Genomic DNA, 15,771 nt, shown 5'->3' with positions numbered 1-15,771 from the left:
AAGATAGATTGACAATTTGATCTGACTCAAACGCCGCGCGAAAGCGTCACCTCATGCCGCTTGTGCGAGACCCATCTCGGCCCAGATCTCCGAGAGTGCCGCAACGAGATGCTCGATATCCGCATCGGAATGATAGGGCGACGGCGTGATGCGCAGCCGTTCGGTGCCGCGCGGCACCGTCGGATAGTTGATCGGCTGCACATAGATGCCGTAGCGGTCGAGCAGGATGTCGCTGATCCGCTTGCACAGCACAGGATCCCGCACCATCACCGGCACGATATGGCTGGGATTGTCGAGATGGCTGACGCCGGCCTCGTCGAGCCGGCGGCGCAGCCGAGCGACGCGGTCCTGGTGCCGGGCGCGCTCGGCATTGCTGGCCTTCAGATGCCGGATGCTGGTCAGCGCGCCCGCGGCGACCGCCGGCGGCAGCGAGCTGGAGAAGATGAAGCCGGAGGCAAAGCTGCGGACGAAGTCGCAGACCGTGTTGGAGGCCGTGATATAGCCGCCGATCACGCCGAACGCCTTGGCCAGGGTACCCTCGATCACGGTCAGGCGATCGGCCACGCCGTCGCGCTCCGAGATGCCGCCGCCGCGCGGACCGTACAGGCCGACGGCGTGGACCTCGTCGAGATAGGTCATGGCGTTGAACTCGTCGGCGACGTCGCAGACGTCCGAGATCGGCGAGATGTCGCCGTCCATCGAATAGACGCTCTCGAACGCGATCAGCTTCGGCGCCTTGGGATCGAGATCCGACAGCTTGTCGCGGAGATCGGCGACGTCGTTGTGGCGCCAGATCCGGGTGTCGCAGCGGCTGTGGCGGATGCCCTCGATCATCGAGGCGTGGTTCAATTCGTCGGACAGGATCACGCAGCCGGGCATGCGCGCAGCCAAGGTCGACAGCGAGGTCCAGTTCGAGACATAGCCGGAGTTGAACAAGAGCGCAGCCTGCTTGCCGTGGAGATCGGCGAGCTCCTCCTCCAGCAGGACATGATAGTGGTTGGTGCCGCTGATGTTGCGGGTGCCGCCGGCGCCGGCACCGCAGCGGTCGAGCGCCTCGTGCATCACCTCCAGAACCTTGGGGTGCTGGCCCATGCCGAGATAGTCGTTGGAGCACCACACCGCGACATCGCGCTCGCCATGCGGGCCACGATAGGTCGCACGCGGGAAGGCGCCGGCCTTGCGCTCGAGGTCGGCGAATACGCGATAGCGTCCTTCGCGCCTGAGACCGTCGAGCTGGCGGCGGAAATAGTCTTCGTAGTTCATGGTACTCCCCCCTGTGCTGTCGTGTTCGGATCGACCGGCGGCGTGACCGGCACCGCGGCCAGCCCGGTGATGGTTTGCGCCTGCGCGTCAGCGCGGGCCTGGCGATAGGCCTGGCGGAATTGCTCTTCGAGCCGCTGCCGTGCTGCGGCTGCTGCATTCTTCTGAACAGAGACGGGACGCTCGGCCTGCGGCGCAGGAGAGACTACCGCGAGCACCGGCCGGACCAAAGGCGTCGCGGGCACTGGTGCGGGAGCGGCAGCCACGACCGCCATCGCTGGCACGGCAGGCTCGACTGGCGCGCTCCAGCGCCACAGATTGATCACCGGCATCGGCAGCGCCATGAAGCCATGCTCGAGCAGGCCGAGCGCGATCAACGATGCAAGCAGTGACAGCGCGACGCCGTCGAACGATGACGTTGCGCCGATCGCGGCAGCGGCGACCATCACGGTCGCGGTGGTCGCCGCGGCAATCGAGAACGGGAACAACAGGTTGGTGGACTTCTTTGCAAAATAGCTGCGCATGAAGCGGACCTGCTGCGGCAGCAGCTCGTCGTTCAGGGTGCGCACGCCAAGGAACAAATTGATCTTCGCGCTCTGCCTGAGCACCAGCAGCGCGGCGAAGGTCCACCAGCTGAGACGGTTGGGCGCGCCCGATGTCACCGCGAAGACGAGGCCCGCGGTCGCGATCAGCGCCAACTCGTGATAGGCGATCGCCTGCAGCGCGAAACCGACGCGCGAGGCCGGCGTGCAGTTCCGCGGGCACGACTCGGGCCGCGGGCCGGTGATCCAGCCGGCGAGCAGCGACATCTCGACCGTGCCCCACAGGAGAATGGCGCAGGTGAAGGCGCAATAGGCGTTGGCATCCTCCGCCGCCTGGCTCGACACCGCGACGCCCGACAGGGCCGCGACGAACGCTGCGGCCGTGCCCCATTTGAACGCGGCCGGATGGCGGGCGGCGAGCCCGACCAGCGCCAGCACGGCGCCGGTCGAGAACCACCAGACGAACACGACGTAGGGAATGGCAATCGCGGTCGCGCCCATGGCCGGCTCCTTGTCACCAGGCGGGTTGCAGCCTGATCTCCCGTGGCAGCTCGTTGCTCTTGGCCGGCAGCATGTACAGCCGGCCAAAGGTCAGCGCCGCCTTGAGCGGCAGCACGGCGCGCTTCAGCGTGCCCATGATGCCCCCCTGTGCCTTGGCATCGGCAATCGCCTCCGACACCTGGCGCAGCTGCTTCAAGCCGGCCCAGAAGCGCGGATTGTCGATGTCCAGCATGACCGGAAAGACCTGGCGCGAGATCTCCGAGGTGATCCGGAACACGCGCATGTCGTACTCGTCCACCGGCATGCCGAGCGCCTCGTAGAAGGCGGGGCGCATGTGGTCGCGGACATGCATCGTGGCGAACACCGCGAGCAGGAAGAACTTGATCCACAGCTTGTTGAGGCCGCTGAGCAGCTTCGGATCGGCGCGCATCAGAAGCGCGAACGCCTCGCCGTGGCGGAACTCGTCGTTGCACCACCTCGCGAACCACTTGAAGATCGGGTGGAACTGGCGCTCGGGATTCCGCTCCATCTGGCGATAGATGGTGATGTAGCGGGCATAGCCGATCTTCTCGGAGAGATAGGTCGCGTAGAAGATGAACTTCGGCTTGAAGTAGGTGTACTTCTTCGTCTTGGTGAGGAAGCTGAGGTCGACGCCGATGCCGTGATCCTTGAGGATCTCGTTGATGAAGCCGGCATGGCGCGCCTCGTCGCGGCTCATGAACTGGAACAGCTCGCGGATGTCGGGATTGGTGATCCGCTTCTTGATCTCGGCATAGAGCACGCAGCCGGAGAACTCGGCGGTCAAGGACGACACCAGGAAGTCCTTGAACTCCACGCGAAGCGCCTCGGGCAGCTCGTTCAGATCCTTCTCGAATTCCGGCGTGCGCACGAAGTGCTTGCGGTTGTGGTCGGCGCGCAGCTCGGCCATGACCGCATCCCATTCGCGGCGCACCAGGTCGACGTTGAGCCGGTCCATCGCCGCAAAATCTGTGGTGTAGAAGCGCGGCGTGAGGATCGTGTCCTCCAATGCCATCTTGGTGGAGATGTTGCCGCTTCCGCCTTCCATCGCGATCATCTGACCCTCCCGTCCGAAAAGCTGACGTCGTACAGTTCCGTGAGCTCGAGATAACCCGCGACATGCATCATCAGGCGCTTCAAGGGACCTGCCCGCACCACCGTGGCGGTGCGGCGCAGGTTGAGCTGCTCGCCGAACTTCACCACGATCGGCGCGCCCTGGATCAGCACTTCGTCGCCCGGACGAATGTTGACGTCGCGGTCGAGCGTGACATGGGCATGCAAGGTCTCGGAGGTCTGCTCGATCTCGATGCTGCAGCCGATGTCGAAGCGGCGCGGCCCAGTGGCCCATAATCCTCTCATCGCGGCTCTCCCATCGCCATCAATCCCGTGAACCGGCGCATGTTGTCGGCGCCGAACGGCGCGAGATCGATCCGCCGGCCGGTGGCGGGATCGTCCAGTGTCAGATGGCCGTCGGACCAGCGGTTGATCGTGAACGCCGGGCCCGATCCGATCGCGTGACGCTGGCGGTCGAAGGCCATGCTGCGCAGCACGGTGCGCAGGAAGCCATCGCCGCCGGCCTCGACCACGGTCACGAGCTTGCCGCTGTCGGGCGACACCACCGCAATGCCGCCATCGGCACGGTCCTCGAACCGCAGCGCCGTCGACTGCACCGCCGTGACGTGGTCGTTGCGCACCGTGCCGATACCCGTGACCCGGCCGACGCCGGCCGCGAGCAGGGCAAAGGCGACCAGGGCGAAGGCCGCGCGGAGCGCGCCCTTCGGCATGATGATCTCGGCTTCGGCATGGCTATCGGCGTTGCTCATCGCGCCCTCCTCCCGATCACGCCGCGCTGGCGACCGCCGCCGGCGGTGCGCCTTGCGACTGACCATTGGCTGCCGGCAGCGGCTGCGCGGCGACGGCGCCATCCGACGCAGCAACCAGCGCCTTGGCAAGAATCTCGGCGACGTTGCGGGCGTCCCGAACGCCGCGCAGCATCGGCTCGACCTCGTTCAGCCGCCACGGCCGCGCATGCGGCCACAGCAGCAGATACGACAGCCGCTGCTGCGCGGTGACGCCGAGCGGCAGATCGCCGGAGCCATCGGAGAACAGCTTCGCATCCGCCCGTGCCACCTGCTTGAACGGCACGTTCAGGGTCATCGGCAACACGGCGCCGAACTGCAGCAGCACGCGCCGGCTGGTAATGGTGTAGCGCGTGGTGCGGCTGTAGAGCACCGCGAGCCCGGTGAGCAGCAGCGTCGCCAGTGCCACCGGCGTCACCAGCGACGAGGCGCTGGCGACCGAGGCCGCGAGCGGCTGATGATCGAGCACGCCCGCCACAACGCGCGCGCCGAACAGCGCCGCGAAATAAGCCAGCACCAGGCGCAGGTGGAACACCCGCAGCAGCAGCGCCTTCACCGTGGGCTGTCCCTGCCAAAGCAGCCGCTCGCCCTCCGGCAGCATCAGCGTATCCATCTCCTTGCGCGTACTCACAGCAGCGGCTCCTGCCGTGCAGCAGTCGCGTAGAGATGACCGCCGCCATAGTAGCCGACGATCTTGTCTTCCTCGAGCTTGGTGACCCGGTCGGGGTTGGCAAGGCCCGGCACGCTGGCGAACTGCGAGCCGAGGATGGCATCGACCAGCACCGCCTTGCGCGACCTGTCGACGATGGCCATGGTCATCGGCAGCAGCACGTGACGTCCGACGATGCCGTCGACCTCGACCTCGAGGTATCGGATCAGCATCTCGGCGCGGTCGACCCAGACCTCCCGAACCTTGCCGCCGAGCCTGCCGTCGCAACCCAGCACTGGCATGCCGCGCGGATCCGGATCTTCGGAGGCGATGAAGATGCTGCCGTCGACGCGCAGCGGCACGATCGCAGGGATGTTGTCGATGGTCAGCTCCGGCTCGTCCTTGCGCGCGGCAAAGGAGCCCGGACCGACACCGTCGAGCATCGGATTGCCGGTCGGCAGGTAGGGCGTGCCCGGCCAGGGATACATCGGCGTCACCGGCGCATCGGCGCGGTCGTTGTCCCAGTTCGGCAGGGTCGCGGTGCGGCCGCCATGCATGTGGTAGGTCTTCGGGCTCGGCGGGGTCGGGAAGCCGTGACCGCTCGAGGCGGTCCGGCGGCCGACGCGGCCCTCGAACTGCAGCGGATAGCCTTCGCGCTTGTCCTCGGTGCGCAGGTAGAAGATCAGGGCTGCGAAGAACACCCAGAACCCGTAAAGCACCACCTGGGCGACATCGATGTAGCTCGTGAAAGACGTCTGCATGGTTTCCTCCCCGACCGGGCTAACCTGGAAATTCCGCGATTCCGAATTGTAGTTGCTGCGGCTCCGCCGCTCGCCGCCGCACCAGCGGTCCGATGACCGCAAGCGTGACGAACAGCAGCGCGATTTCGACGTGGTAGACGATGCTGTAGCCGGTCGCGGGACCGGCAAGGGCGACGCCGAGGCGGCCATCCAGCGCGAGCTGCGACATCACATCGCGAATGGCGCCGCCGCCGGCGATCGCGAGCCCCGCTGCGGTCGCCTGCACCGCGCCCCAGGCCCCGAGCGCAAGCCCGCTCTCGCCGTTCTGCACCAGTGCCATCGCCGCCGTCAGCGTGCCCACGGCGAACAGCCCGCCGCCGAAACCGATCAGCGTGGTGCCGATCCGGAACAACAAGGGTGAGGCCAGCGGCGCCGAGAAGATGACAGCAGAGAAGGCGAACAGCCCGACCAGTCCGCCGAGGGCGGCGATCCGATAGGGATCGGAGCCCTTGCCGAGGCGGCGCGCGGAGAGACCGAAGCCGGCCAGCGTGCCCGCGGCGAACAAGGCGGTCAGCGCCGTGGTCTCGCCGACGGTCAGATGCAGGATCTCAGCCCCGTAAGGCTCCAGCAGGATGTCCTGCATCGTGAAGCCGGCGGTGCCGAGCCCGACCGCGACCAGCACGCGTGCCGAGCCGCCGGCCTCCCGAAAGCGTCGCCAGGAGTCGCCGAAGCGCGGCCGCTCGCGGGCCGCCGACGTGCGCGACGGATCACGCGCCTCCTGCTTCCACAGCGCGATGACGTTGAGCACCATCTCGGTCAGCGCCGCGCCCTGGATCACCTGGATCAGCCGCATCTCGCTGAACTCGGCGAGCAGCCCACCGAAGGTGAGCGCGCTCGCCATCATGCCGAACATGAGCATCACGTAGAGAAAGGCGACGACGCGCGGGCGCGAATGCTCAGGCGCGATGTCGGTGGCGAGCGACAGGCCGGCGGTCTGCGTGGTGTGCAGCCCAGCGCCGACCAGCAGGAAGGCCAAGGCCGCGCCGGTGCGGCCTGCGATCACCTGGCCCGGCGCATCGCCCGAGGACAGCAGGAGCAGCGCGAACGGCATGATCGCGAGGCCGCCGAACTGCAGCAGGGTGCCCATCCAGATGTAGGGCACGCGGCGCCAGCCGAGCACCGAGCGGTGATGATCGGACTTGAAGCCGATCAGCACCCGCAGCGGCGCGAACACCAGCGGCAGCGCCACCATGGTCGCGACCAGCCAGGAGGGCACGCCGAGCTCGACGATCATGACGCGGTTGAGCGTGCCGTTGAGCAGCACCACCGATATGCCGATCGAGACCTGGAACAGCGACAGCCGCATCAGGCGCGACAGCGGCAGCTCGGTCGAGGCGGCATCCGCAAACGGCAGATAGCGCGACGACAGCCGCGTCCACAGTTGCAGGACCGATGGTGCACGCGCGCTCATGACGGGCGAAGCTCCAGCGCTTGCGAGATGTAGAAGCCGTTGGCGACGCGGCAGCTGCGCGCGCAGCGCCAGTCGGCGAGACCGTGATGGTCGGCGATCAGCCTATGCAGCTTCTGTTCGGCAACGGGCTCGATCGCCGGCGCGCGATTGCCGCGCGGGAACACGCCGCCCACCGCATGCATGACGGCGAGCAACGGCGTGCGCGGCGCGTAGGTCATCAGGATCGCATCGGAGGTGCGCGCGGCGAGGCCCGCGACGATGCGCACGGCATCCTCGGCGCGGTAGTGGATGAACGAATCCATCGCCACCACGAAGTTGAAGCCGCCATGCTTGGGATCGAGCATGTCGCCGGCGACGAAACGGATCGCGTTGCGGCTGATGTCGTCGGGCAACCGGCGCTGCGCGATCTCGATCAGGGTCGGCGAGATGTCGACGGCGACGACATCGGCGCCGCGACGGGCCGCCTCGATCGAGAAGCTGCCGGTGCCGCAGCCGGCGTCGAGAATGCGCGCGCCGCGCAGATCGAGCGGCAGCCATGACAGCAGCGTCCGCCGCATCTCGTCACGGCCGGCCCGCACCGTGGCGCGGATGCGGCCGACCGGCGCATCCGACGTCAGCCGTGTCCAGGCGGCGACCGCGGTGCGGTCGAAATACGTCTCCACTTCACTGCGGCGGGCGAGATATTCCGCTGTCGTCATCGGCTGGCTCCACTCAATCAAAGCCAAGGAGATCGAAGATGTCGCGGTCCTTCAGCGGCACGGCCTGCATCGGCTCGCTGCCGGCGAGCAGCGAGGCGGCGAGGCGCAGATACTCGTTCTGGGCGCGCTCGACGTCGGGCGAGGCCTCCATCTCGAACAGCGTGCACTTCTTCAGCCGGCTCTTCCGAATGACGTCGAGATCGGGAAAATGCGCCACCGTCTTCAATCCGGCCCGCTCGTTGAACTTGTCGATCTGGTCGGTCGCAGCACTGCGGTTGGCAATGACGCCGCCGAGCCGCACCGGATAGTTGCGCGACTTGGCCTGGATCGCGGCGACGATGCGGTTCATCGCGAAGATCGAGTCGAAATCATTGGCGGCCACGATCAGCGCGCGGTCGGCGTGCTGCAAGGGGGCTGCGAAGCCGCCACAGACGACGTCGCCGAGCACGTCGAAGATCACGACGTCGGTGTCTTCCAGCAGGTGGTGCTCCTTGAGCAGCTTCACAGTCTGGCCGACCACATAGCCGCCGCAGCCGGTGCCGGCCGGCGGCCCGCCCGCCTCCACGCACATGACGCCGTTGTAGCCCTGGTAGACGAAGTCCTCCGGGCGCAGCTCCTCCGCGTGGAAATTGACCTGCTCGAGAATGTCGATGACGGTCGGCACCAGTCGCTTGGTGAGCGTGAAGGTCGAGTCGTGCTTGGGGTCGCAGCCGATCTGCAGCACGCGCTTGCCGAGCTTGGACAGCGCGACCGAGAGGTTCGACGACGTCGTGCTCTTGCCGATGCCGCCCTTGCCATACACCGAGAACACCTTCGCGGTGTCGATGACGACGTTCGGATCGAGCTGCACCTGGACGCTGCCGGCCCCATCGGGGCGCCGCGGCGCCGTTGTCAGCGGCGGTCGTAATGTCACATTCATGCGGCCACTCCCACGCCTTCGAGGCGATCTTCGAGCTCTTCCCCGGCCTTGCGCAGCACGTCGAGCATGTCAGGGTCCGGGGTCCAGTAATTGCGCTCATGCGCCTCGATCAGACGGTTGGCGATCTTCGCCGACGCGGCCGGATTGAGCGAGGCAAGCCGCTCGCGCATCGCGGGGTCCAGCACGAAGGTCGTGGTGATCTGCTGATAGACCCACGGGGCCACCTGCCCTGTCGTGGCCGACCAGCCGACGGTGTTGGTCACATGCGACTCGATCTGGCGCACGCCCTCATAGCCGTGGGCGAGCAGCGCCTCGTACCATTTCGGATTGAGCGTGCGGGTACGGGTCTCGAGCGCCACCTGCTCCGACAGCGTGCGCACCGTGCCTTCGCCGCGGGTCTGGTCGCCGATATAGACCGGCGCCGCCTCGCCCTTGGCGCGCTTCACCGCGCGGCTGATGCCGCCGAGCGTATCGAAATAATGATCGATGGTGGTGACGCCGAGCTCGACCGAGTCGACGTTCTGATACGCCGCATCGACGCCGGCCAGCACATGGCCGAGCAACGCGTCGCGCCGGACAGGGCGTCCGTCGGTGCCGTAGGCAAAGCCCTTGCGCCGCGTGTAGACGTCGGCGAGTTCGTCCTCATCGGTCCAGGCGCCGCAATCGATCAGGTGGTTGACGTTGGCGCCATAGGCGCCCTCGGCATTGCCGAACACACGCAGCGACGCATCCGCCAGCTCGCCGCCATGCGCGGCCTGGAACGCGACCGCGTGCTTGCGCACGTAATTCATGTCGGCCGGCTCGTCGGCAGACGCCGCAAGCAGCGCTGCTTCGGCGAGCAACTTGGTCTGCAACGGCATCAGGTCGCGGAAGATGCCCGAGAGCGTGATGACGACATCGATGCGCGGGCGGCCCAACTGCTCCAGCGGGATCAGCTTCGCGCCGCAGAGGCGGCCATAGCCGTCATGGCGTGGCTCGGCACCCATCAGCCACAGCGCCTGCGCGATCGGCCCGCCCTCGGTCTTGAGATTGTCGGTGCCCCACAGCACCAGTGCGATCGTCTCCGGCAGCTTATGGCCTTCACCTGCATGGCGGGCGAGCAGCCGCGCGGCCTGGCGCTCGGCATCCTTGAGCGCGAAGGCGCTGGGAATGCGGAAGGGATCGAAGCCATGGAGATTGCGGCCGGTCGGCAGCACGTCGGTGTTGCGCAGCAGATCGCCGCCGGGCACGGGGCGGACGTAGCCGCCGTCGAGCGCGTGCAGGATCGCGGGCGTCTCGCTGTCGGTGGCGAGCATCCTGTCGAGCTCGGCACGCTTGGCCGGATCGGCGATGCCGGCGAGGTCGAGCAGCTCGGTCCGCTGCCCCTCGGGCGGCGGCGCGCCGACGACATGTAGGCCATGCGGGATCAGCGAGTATTCCAGCTCCAGCACGCTCGCGGACAGCGCGCCGATGCTGGCATCGCGCTCGCCGCCCCACAGCGGCTCGGCCGCGGCAAGATCGACCGCCGCCGCCTGCGCCTGGATCAGCGCCGCACTGTCGCCCCTCACCTGCTCGGTCGCGTCCGGCGACAGATTGCGCCAGGCGTCGAGCGAGGATTTCAGATCGGCGAGCCCCTTGTAGAGGCCGGCGCTGGTGATCGAGGGCGTGAGATAGCTGATCAGGGTGGCACCGCCACGCCGCTTCGCCAGAGCGCCCTCGGACGGGTTGTTGGACGCGTAGATGTAGAAGTTCGGCAGGTCGCCGATCAGGCGCTCCGGCCAGCATTCCGCGGACAACCCGGCCTGCTTGCCCGGCATGAATTCGAGCGCACCATGGGTGCCGAAATGCAGCACGGCGTGGGCACGGAAATCCTCGCGCAGCCAGCGATAGAACGCCGCAAACGCATGCGTCGGCGCAAAGCCGCGCTCGAACAGCAACCGCATCGGATCGCCTTCGTAGCCGAAGGCGGGCTGCAGGCCGACGAACAGATTGCCGAACTGCTCGCCGAGCACCAGGAGGCTGGCGCCATCGGTCTGGTGGCGGCCGGGCGCCGGCCCCCACTGCTTCTCGATCTCGGCGAGGTGGCGCTCGCGCCGGACATGCTGATCCACCGGGATGCGCGCCGCGACGTTGGCGGCGGTGCCGAAGCGCTCGGCATTGCCCTTGAGCACACGCGCGCGCAGCGCGTCCACGGTGTCGGGGACGTCGATCGTGTAACCTGCCGCGCGCAGCGATGTCATCACATTGTGCAGCGACTCGAACACCGAGAGATAGGCGGCGGTGCCGGCGCTGCCACCGTTCGGCGGGAAGTTGAACAACACCACGCCGAGCTTCCGCTCGGCGCGCGCGGAGCGGCGCAGCTCGACGAGCCTGGCCACACGCGCGGCGAGTTGCGCCGCGCGCTCCGGCAGCGAGGCCATGTCGCGGCCGGCATCGGCCACCGCCGAGCGGCCGCCGAACACGGTCGGGCCGACGGCGCCGTCGAGCTCGGGAATCGCGACCATCATGGTGGCTTCGACGGGCGTCAGCCCGCGCGCGTCATCGCGCCACTGCTCGACGGTCTGGAATTCGAGCGGATGCGCCGCGATCAGCGGCACGTCGAGGCCGGCCATCACCTCTTCCGCGGCGCGCGCGTCATTGTAGGCGGGGCCGCCGACCAGCGAGAAACCGGTGAGCGAGATCACGGCATCGACGGTGGCGACGCCGTCCTTCTGGAAATAGCGCTCGATCGCCGGGCGCGAGTCTAGCCCGCAGGCGAACACCGGAATGACCGCAAGCCCGCGCGCCTCCAGCGCTGCGATCACGCCGTCATAATGCGCGGTGTTGGCGGCGAGCAGATAGGAGCGCATCAAGATCACGCCGACGCGGCCGGCCGGCTTCGCCAGGGCCGGCAACTGGTCGGCGCGCTCGATGATCCGCGGCGACAGCCGCGGATGATAGAGGCCGACATCCGGATAGGTCACCGGCTCGGCCGCGCTGGTCTTGCCACGCAGCGCGGCGCGCGGGCCGTCGGCGTAGCGGCCGACCAGGAAGCGCACCATGTTCGCAAAATTCTGCTCGGAGCCGGCGAGCCAATATTGCAGCGTGAGGAAGTAGGCGCGCAGGTCCTGTGCGGTGCCGGGGATGTAGCGCAGCAGGCGCGGCATCCGCTGCAGCATCTTCATCTGGCCCTGGCCGCTGGAATTGCCGGAGCGGTTGCTGCCGCGCAGCCGCTTCAAGAGGCCGAGCACGCCGGTGGCGGAGCCCGACATCGTCAGCTTGCCGAGCCGGGTCAGGCGCACCACCTCGCCGGCCGAGAGGCAGCCGATCATGGCGTCGCATTGGTCGCGGCGCGCCTGCAACGCCGGCAGCACCGGCTGGATGTGATCCTCCATGAACAGCATGGTGGCGACGACGATGTCGCCGGTGGCGATATCGGCAAGGCAATGTTCGAGCGCGGTCGGATTGCAGCCCCACTCGTCGGCCGCATGCACCTTCAGATCGAGCCCGGGCAGCTCCGCCTGCAACGCCGTGCGCGCGCGCACGGCAGCCGAGGCGAGATGGCTGTCCATCGTCACGATCACCACCCGGATGGGTGTGACGTCAGCGACCGAAGTGCGCTTTGGCATCGTACAAGGTCTCGAGCGTGATCAGGTTGACGTTGCGCTCGCGCGCGAATCGTTCGGTGTTGCGGCGGGCCTTGCCGCGCACGAAGAAGGGGATCTTGGTCAGTTCGCGCTCGGCGTCGGACGCCCAGGCAAGCTCGGTGGTGACGTTGGTTTCGACGACGCGCAGCTGCGGCTGCTGCGGCGGCGCGGCCGGTGCTGCGCCGAGATGCGACGGCGCGTGATCGGCGAATTCATGGTCCTCGCGGAACATGCCGAGCAGATGCTCCTCCAGGCCCATCATCAAAGGATGCACCCAGGTGTCGAACAGCACGTTGGCGCCTTCGAACCCCATCTGCGGCGAGTAGCGCGCGGGGAAGTCCTGCACATGGCTCGGCGCCGAGATCACGGCGCAGGGAATGCCGAGCCGCTTGGCGATGTGGCGCTCCATCTGCGTGCCGAGCACGAGCTCGGGGCGCAGCTCGCCGACGCGGGCCTCGACCTCCAGGTAATCATCCGTGATCAGCGGCTCCACGCCGTAGATCGCGGCGGCTTCGCGGATCTCGCGGGCGAACTCGCGGGCATAGGTGCCGAGGCCGACGACCTCGAAGCCGAGCTCCTGCGTCGCGACGCGCGCCGCAGCGACCGCATGGGTGGCGTCGCCGAAGATGAAGACGCGCTTGCCGGTGAGATAGGTCGAATCGACCGAGCGCGAGTACCACGGCAGCCGGCTCTCGCTGCGCGCCAGCACCGGCGCGGCATCGACGCCGGCGAGGCCCGCGACCTCCGCAATGAAGTCGCGCGTCGCGCCGACGCCGATCGGGATCGTGCGCGTGAAAGGCTGGCCGAACTGGCGATTGAGCCATTGCGCCGTCGTCAGCGCGATCTCGGGATACAGCACGATGTTGAAATCGGCGTCGGGAAGGCGGGCGAGATCGGCCGGCGTCGCGTTCCACGGCGCGACGACGTTGATCTCGATGCCGAGCTCCACAACCTGCCTGGTCACTTCCGCGAGGTCGTCGCGGTGACGGAAGCCGAGAGCCGTCGGACCAAGCAGGTTGCAGACTGGACGGGCGCCTGTCTTCCTTTCACGGCGGGGGGAGCCATCAGCGGAAGACGCAGCCAACGCCCGTACAATCCGGTAGAGCGTTTCTGAGGCGCCCCAATTCTCCTTGCGCTGATAGGCCGGCAGCTCGAGCGGAATCACCGGAATGGGAAGCTTCAAGGCCTGCGCGAGCCCGCCGGGATCATCCTGGATCAGCTCGGCCGTGCAGGACGCGCCGACCAGCATCGCCTGCGGCTGGAAGCGCTCGTAAGCGGCGCGCGCCGCGCTCTGAAGCAGATCCGCGGTGTCGCCGCCGAGATCGCGCGCCTGGAACGTGGTGTAGGTGACCGGCGGACGGCGGTCACGGCGCTCGATCATCGTGAACAGCAGATCGGCGTAGGTGTCGCCCTGCGGCGCGTGCAGCACGTAGTGCACGTCGCGCATCGCGGTCGCGATGCGCATCGCGCCGATGTGCGGGGGTCCTTCATAGGTCCAGACCGACAGCTGCATCTCACACCGCCAGTCGGGTTTGCCGCAGCAAGGGCCGCGCGAACAGCTCGGCGAGATCGCCGGCCTGCTCAAACCCCTGAATCGGCGTGAAGATCAGCTCGATCGACCATTTGGTGGTGAGACCCTCGGCCTCCAGCGGATTGGCGAGGCCGAGCCCACAGACGACGAGATCGGGCCGCGCAACGCGGCAACGGTCGAGCTGGCGCTCGACGTCCTGGCCTTCGCTGAGCTGCGTGCCATCAGGCAGCAGCGCCAGCTCGGAGGCGAGATGATCGCGGTGCAGATAGGGCGTGCCGACCTCGACCAGCTCCATGCCGATCTCGCGTGCCAGGAAACGCGCCAGCGGGATCTCGATCTGGGAGTCCGGAAACAGGAAGACGCGCTTGCCGGCGAGCTGCGCGCGGTAGCGCGCCAGCGCGCGCTCGGCCCGCGCCTTCAGCGGCGCGATGGTCCGCTCGACATGGGGGCGAGAGACACCGAAGGCGGCGGCGGCGGCTGCGAGCCACAGCGCGGTGCCTTCGCCGCCGAGCGGAAATGGCGCAGCGATGCGGCGGCAACCGCGCTCCTCGAGCGCACGCGCGGTGTCGCCGAGGAAGGGCTGCGCCAGCAGCACGCGCGTCTCCGGGCCGATCGCGGGCAGCTCCGAGGAGCGGCGCGGCGGCAGGAAGGAGACCTGGTCGATGCCGAGCGCCGCAAAGGTCCGCCTGAACTGGTCCTCCACCACGTCGGCGAGCGCGCCGACCACCAGCAGCGATGGCCGCGCAGCCCGATCGGCTGCGGGGAGCACCGGCACCAGCGACGCGAGGCAGGCATCCTCGCCTTGCGTGAACGTCGTCTCGATGCCGCTGCCGGAGTAGTTGAGCACGCGCACATCAGGTGAGAAGCGCTGCGACAGCCGCAGCGCCGCGCGTGACAGGTCGAGCTTGATCACTTCCGACGGGCAGGAGCCGACCAGAAACAGCAGCTTGATCTCGGGCCGACGCGCCAGCAGCTGCGCCACGATGCGGTCGAGCTCGTCATTGGCGTCGACGAGGCCGGCGAGATCGCGCTCCTCCATGATGGCGGTGGCGAAGCGCGGCTCGGCGAAGATCATGACGCCGGCGGCCGACTGGATCAGATGCGCGCAGGTGCGCGAGCCGACGACGAGGAAGAACGCGTCCTGGATCTTCCTGTGCAGCCAGACGATGCCGGTCAGGCCACAGAACACCTCGCGCTGGCCGCGCTCACGCAGCACGCCATCCGGTGACGATGCAGCTGAAACGGTGCAGGCTTGCGCGTGAATGGTCATGACGCGCGCTCCACGCTGGTGACGGCGGCCGGCGCCATCGCCTCGCCCTGCAGCCGCGCCGCGCGCAGCTTGAGCAGGAATTGCGCGGCGTTGATCGCGTAGGCGGCGTAGGCGGCGAGCACGAGCAGCATCTGCTGCTGGGCGCCGCCGATATGACCGATGATCGCGGCCAGATAGGCCGTATGCAGCGCGATCACCAGCATCGAGAACACGTCCTCCCAGAAGAAGGCCGGTGCGAACAGATAACGCCCGAACACGACCCGCTCCCAGATCGAGCCGGTGATCATGATGGTGTAGAGCAGCGCTGTCTTCAGAACGACCGAGGCGGTCGCGAGCCAGAGTCCCTCGCCGGTCGCGAGATAGCGCGCCACGAGTCCGAGGCTGATCAGGAAGACGAGGAATTGCAGCGGCGCCAGAATGCCCTGCACCAGGGTCCATGGCGTGGCGTCGCGCCGGCGCCTTTCCTCAGGCGTGTAAAGCGCTTGCCGCTTTGCACGCGGCGCCGGTTCAGGCGTGAAGCAGAGCTGGCTCCAGCGCGACGGATCGGTGACGGATGTGAACTGGGCGCCACACCATGTGTAAAGATGATTTGACAACATCGGTGCCCAGTGATGCGATGACGACAACCACAGGGGGATTTGTGGTGCACCGCACTCGGTCTGATCAGCGCTACGTTGTGCAGTTCGCAGGTGGCGCATCGCAAATCCC

The 15,771-nt window shown here is 67.7% G+C and carries 14 protein-coding genes; all 14 read right to left on the bottom strand.

What is annotated here, in order from left to right; translation table 11 throughout:
- Positions 1 to 51 precede the first annotated feature (51 nt).
- The 14 genes from hemA to bchF are packed head-to-tail and all read right to left on the bottom strand — an operon-like array spanning position 52 to position 15,659.
- Positions 52 to 1,263 carry a 5-aminolevulinate synthase gene (gene hemA / locus QX041_RS23015; RefSeq protein WP_316166593.1) on the bottom strand — a complete coding sequence of 404 codons (1,212 nt, stop codon included), beginning with the start codon at positions 1,261 to 1,263 and terminating at the stop codon, positions 52 to 54.
- Positions 1,260 to 2,303, bottom strand: a complete 1,044-nt coding sequence (puhE, locus tag QX041_RS23010; protein ID WP_316166592.1) for a putative photosynthetic complex assembly protein PuhE — start codon at positions 2,301 to 2,303, stop codon at positions 1,260 to 1,262. Before puhE ends, hemA begins: the two co-directional genes overlap by 4 nt.
- A gap of 13 nt (positions 2,304 to 2,316) precedes the next feature.
- Complete coding sequence (gene acsF, locus QX041_RS23005) at positions 2,317 to 3,378, bottom strand: magnesium-protoporphyrin IX monomethyl ester (oxidative) cyclase (RefSeq protein ID WP_316166591.1); 1,062 nt, start codon at positions 3,376 to 3,378, stop codon at positions 2,317 to 2,319.
- Positions 3,375 to 3,680: a hypothetical protein gene (locus tag QX041_RS23000; RefSeq protein WP_316166590.1), complete on the bottom strand. Its 306-nt coding sequence runs from the start codon at positions 3,678 to 3,680 to the stop codon at positions 3,375 to 3,377. The genes acsF and QX041_RS23000 overlap by 4 nt, the downstream gene beginning before the upstream one ends.
- Positions 3,677 to 4,144, bottom strand: coding sequence for a photosynthetic complex assembly protein PuhC (gene puhC, locus QX041_RS22995; protein WP_316166589.1), 468 nt, complete (start codon positions 4,142 to 4,144; stop codon positions 3,677 to 3,679). The genes QX041_RS23000 and puhC overlap by 4 nt, the downstream gene beginning before the upstream one ends.
- Positions 4,145 to 4,160: 16 nt before the next feature.
- A complete protein-coding gene (gene puhB, locus QX041_RS22990; RefSeq protein ID WP_410051884.1) occupies positions 4,161 to 4,781 on the bottom strand; it encodes a photosynthetic complex putative assembly protein PuhB in 621 nt (206 codons plus the stop codon).
- Positions 4,782 to 4,807: 26 nt separating this feature from the next.
- Entirely contained in the window at positions 4,808 to 5,590 is a 783-nt protein-coding gene (gene puhA, locus QX041_RS22985; protein WP_316166585.1) for a photosynthetic reaction center subunit H, read from the bottom strand.
- A gap of 19 nt (positions 5,591 to 5,609) precedes the next feature.
- On the bottom strand, positions 5,610 to 7,040 hold the full coding sequence (locus QX041_RS22980) for a BCD family MFS transporter (protein WP_316166584.1): 1,431 nt from the start codon (positions 7,038 to 7,040) through the stop codon (positions 5,610 to 5,612).
- Positions 7,037 to 7,738 carry a magnesium protoporphyrin IX methyltransferase gene (gene bchM, locus QX041_RS22975; RefSeq protein ID WP_316166583.1) on the bottom strand — a complete coding sequence of 234 codons (702 nt, stop codon included), beginning with the start codon at positions 7,736 to 7,738 and terminating at the stop codon, positions 7,037 to 7,039. The genes QX041_RS22980 and bchM overlap by 4 nt, the downstream gene beginning before the upstream one ends.
- A 13-nt stretch (positions 7,739 to 7,751) precedes the next feature.
- Positions 7,752 to 8,657 (bottom strand): ferredoxin:protochlorophyllide reductase (ATP-dependent) iron-sulfur ATP-binding protein, encoded by a 906-nt coding sequence (gene bchL / locus QX041_RS22970; protein WP_316166582.1) that lies wholly within the window; start codon positions 8,655 to 8,657, stop codon positions 7,752 to 7,754.
- The gene (locus tag QX041_RS22965; RefSeq protein ID WP_316166581.1) at positions 8,654 to 12,244 is read right to left on the bottom strand and encodes a magnesium chelatase subunit H; all 3,591 of its coding nucleotides are present in this window, start codon (positions 12,242 to 12,244) and stop codon (positions 8,654 to 8,656) included. Before QX041_RS22965 ends, bchL begins: the two co-directional genes overlap by 4 nt.
- Positions 12,219 to 13,775 carry a ferredoxin:protochlorophyllide reductase (ATP-dependent) subunit B gene (gene bchB / locus QX041_RS22960; protein WP_316166580.1) on the bottom strand — a complete coding sequence of 519 codons (1,557 nt, stop codon included), beginning with the start codon at positions 13,773 to 13,775 and terminating at the stop codon, positions 12,219 to 12,221. The genes QX041_RS22965 and bchB overlap by 26 nt, the downstream gene beginning before the upstream one ends.
- A 1-nt stretch (position 13,776) precedes the next feature.
- Positions 13,777 to 15,063, bottom strand: a complete 1,287-nt coding sequence (locus tag QX041_RS22955) for a ferredoxin:protochlorophyllide reductase (ATP-dependent) subunit N (RefSeq protein WP_316166579.1) — start codon at positions 15,061 to 15,063, stop codon at positions 13,777 to 13,779.
- Positions 15,060 to 15,659: a 2-vinyl bacteriochlorophyllide hydratase gene (gene bchF, locus QX041_RS22950; RefSeq protein ID WP_316166577.1), complete on the bottom strand. Its 600-nt coding sequence runs from the start codon at positions 15,657 to 15,659 to the stop codon at positions 15,060 to 15,062. The genes QX041_RS22955 and bchF overlap by 4 nt, the downstream gene beginning before the upstream one ends.
- Positions 15,660 to 15,771: the final 112 nt, after the last annotated feature.

This window comes from Bradyrhizobium sp. SZCCHNRI2009, assembly GCF_032485115.1.
Taxonomy (GTDB): Bacteria; Pseudomonadota; Alphaproteobacteria; order Rhizobiales; family Xanthobacteraceae; genus Bradyrhizobium.
The sequence above is the reverse complement of the archived record's forward strand: the minus strand, read 5'-3'. Positions and strand labels throughout refer to the sequence as shown.

Bases quoted from the DNA above. Each gene is read 5' to 3' on its own strand.
- puhA (WP_316166585.1), bottom strand. From the start codon at position 5,590: ATGCAGACGTCTTTCACGAGCTACATCGATGTCGCCCAGGTGGTGCTT.
- bchB (WP_316166580.1), bottom strand. From the start codon at position 13,775: ATGCAGCTGTCGGTCTGGACCTATGAAGGACCCCCGCACATCGGCGCG.
- hemA (WP_316166593.1), bottom strand. From the start codon at position 1,263: ATGAACTACGAAGACTATTTCCGCCGCCAGCTCGACGGTCTCAGGCGC.
- QX041_RS23000 (WP_316166590.1), bottom strand. From the start codon at position 3,680: ATGAGAGGATTATGGGCCACTGGGCCGCGCCGCTTCGACATCGGCTGC.
- puhE (WP_316166592.1), bottom strand. From the start codon at position 2,303: ATGGGCGCGACCGCGATTGCCATTCCCTACGTCGTGTTCGTCTGGTGG.
- bchL (WP_316166582.1), bottom strand. From the start codon at position 8,657: ATGAATGTGACATTACGACCGCCGCTGACAACGGCGCCGCGGCGCCCC.
- bchM (WP_316166583.1), bottom strand. From the start codon at position 7,738: ATGACGACAGCGGAATATCTCGCCCGCCGCAGTGAAGTGGAGACGTAT.
- QX041_RS22955 (WP_316166579.1), bottom strand. From the start codon at position 15,063: ATGACCATTCACGCGCAAGCCTGCACCGTTTCAGCTGCATCGTCACCG.
- QX041_RS22965 (WP_316166581.1), bottom strand. From the start codon at position 12,244: ATGCCAAAGCGCACTTCGGTCGCTGACGTCACACCCATCCGGGTGGTG.
- acsF (WP_316166591.1), bottom strand. From the start codon at position 3,378: ATGATCGCGATGGAAGGCGGAAGCGGCAACATCTCCACCAAGATGGCA.
- QX041_RS22980 (WP_316166584.1), bottom strand. From the start codon at position 7,040: ATGAGCGCGCGTGCACCATCGGTCCTGCAACTGTGGACGCGGCTGTCG.
- puhB (WP_410051884.1), bottom strand. From the start codon at position 4,781: ATGCTGCCGGAGGGCGAGCGGCTGCTTTGGCAGGGACAGCCCACGGTG.
- puhC (WP_316166589.1), bottom strand. From the start codon at position 4,144: ATGAGCAACGCCGATAGCCATGCCGAAGCCGAGATCATCATGCCGAAG.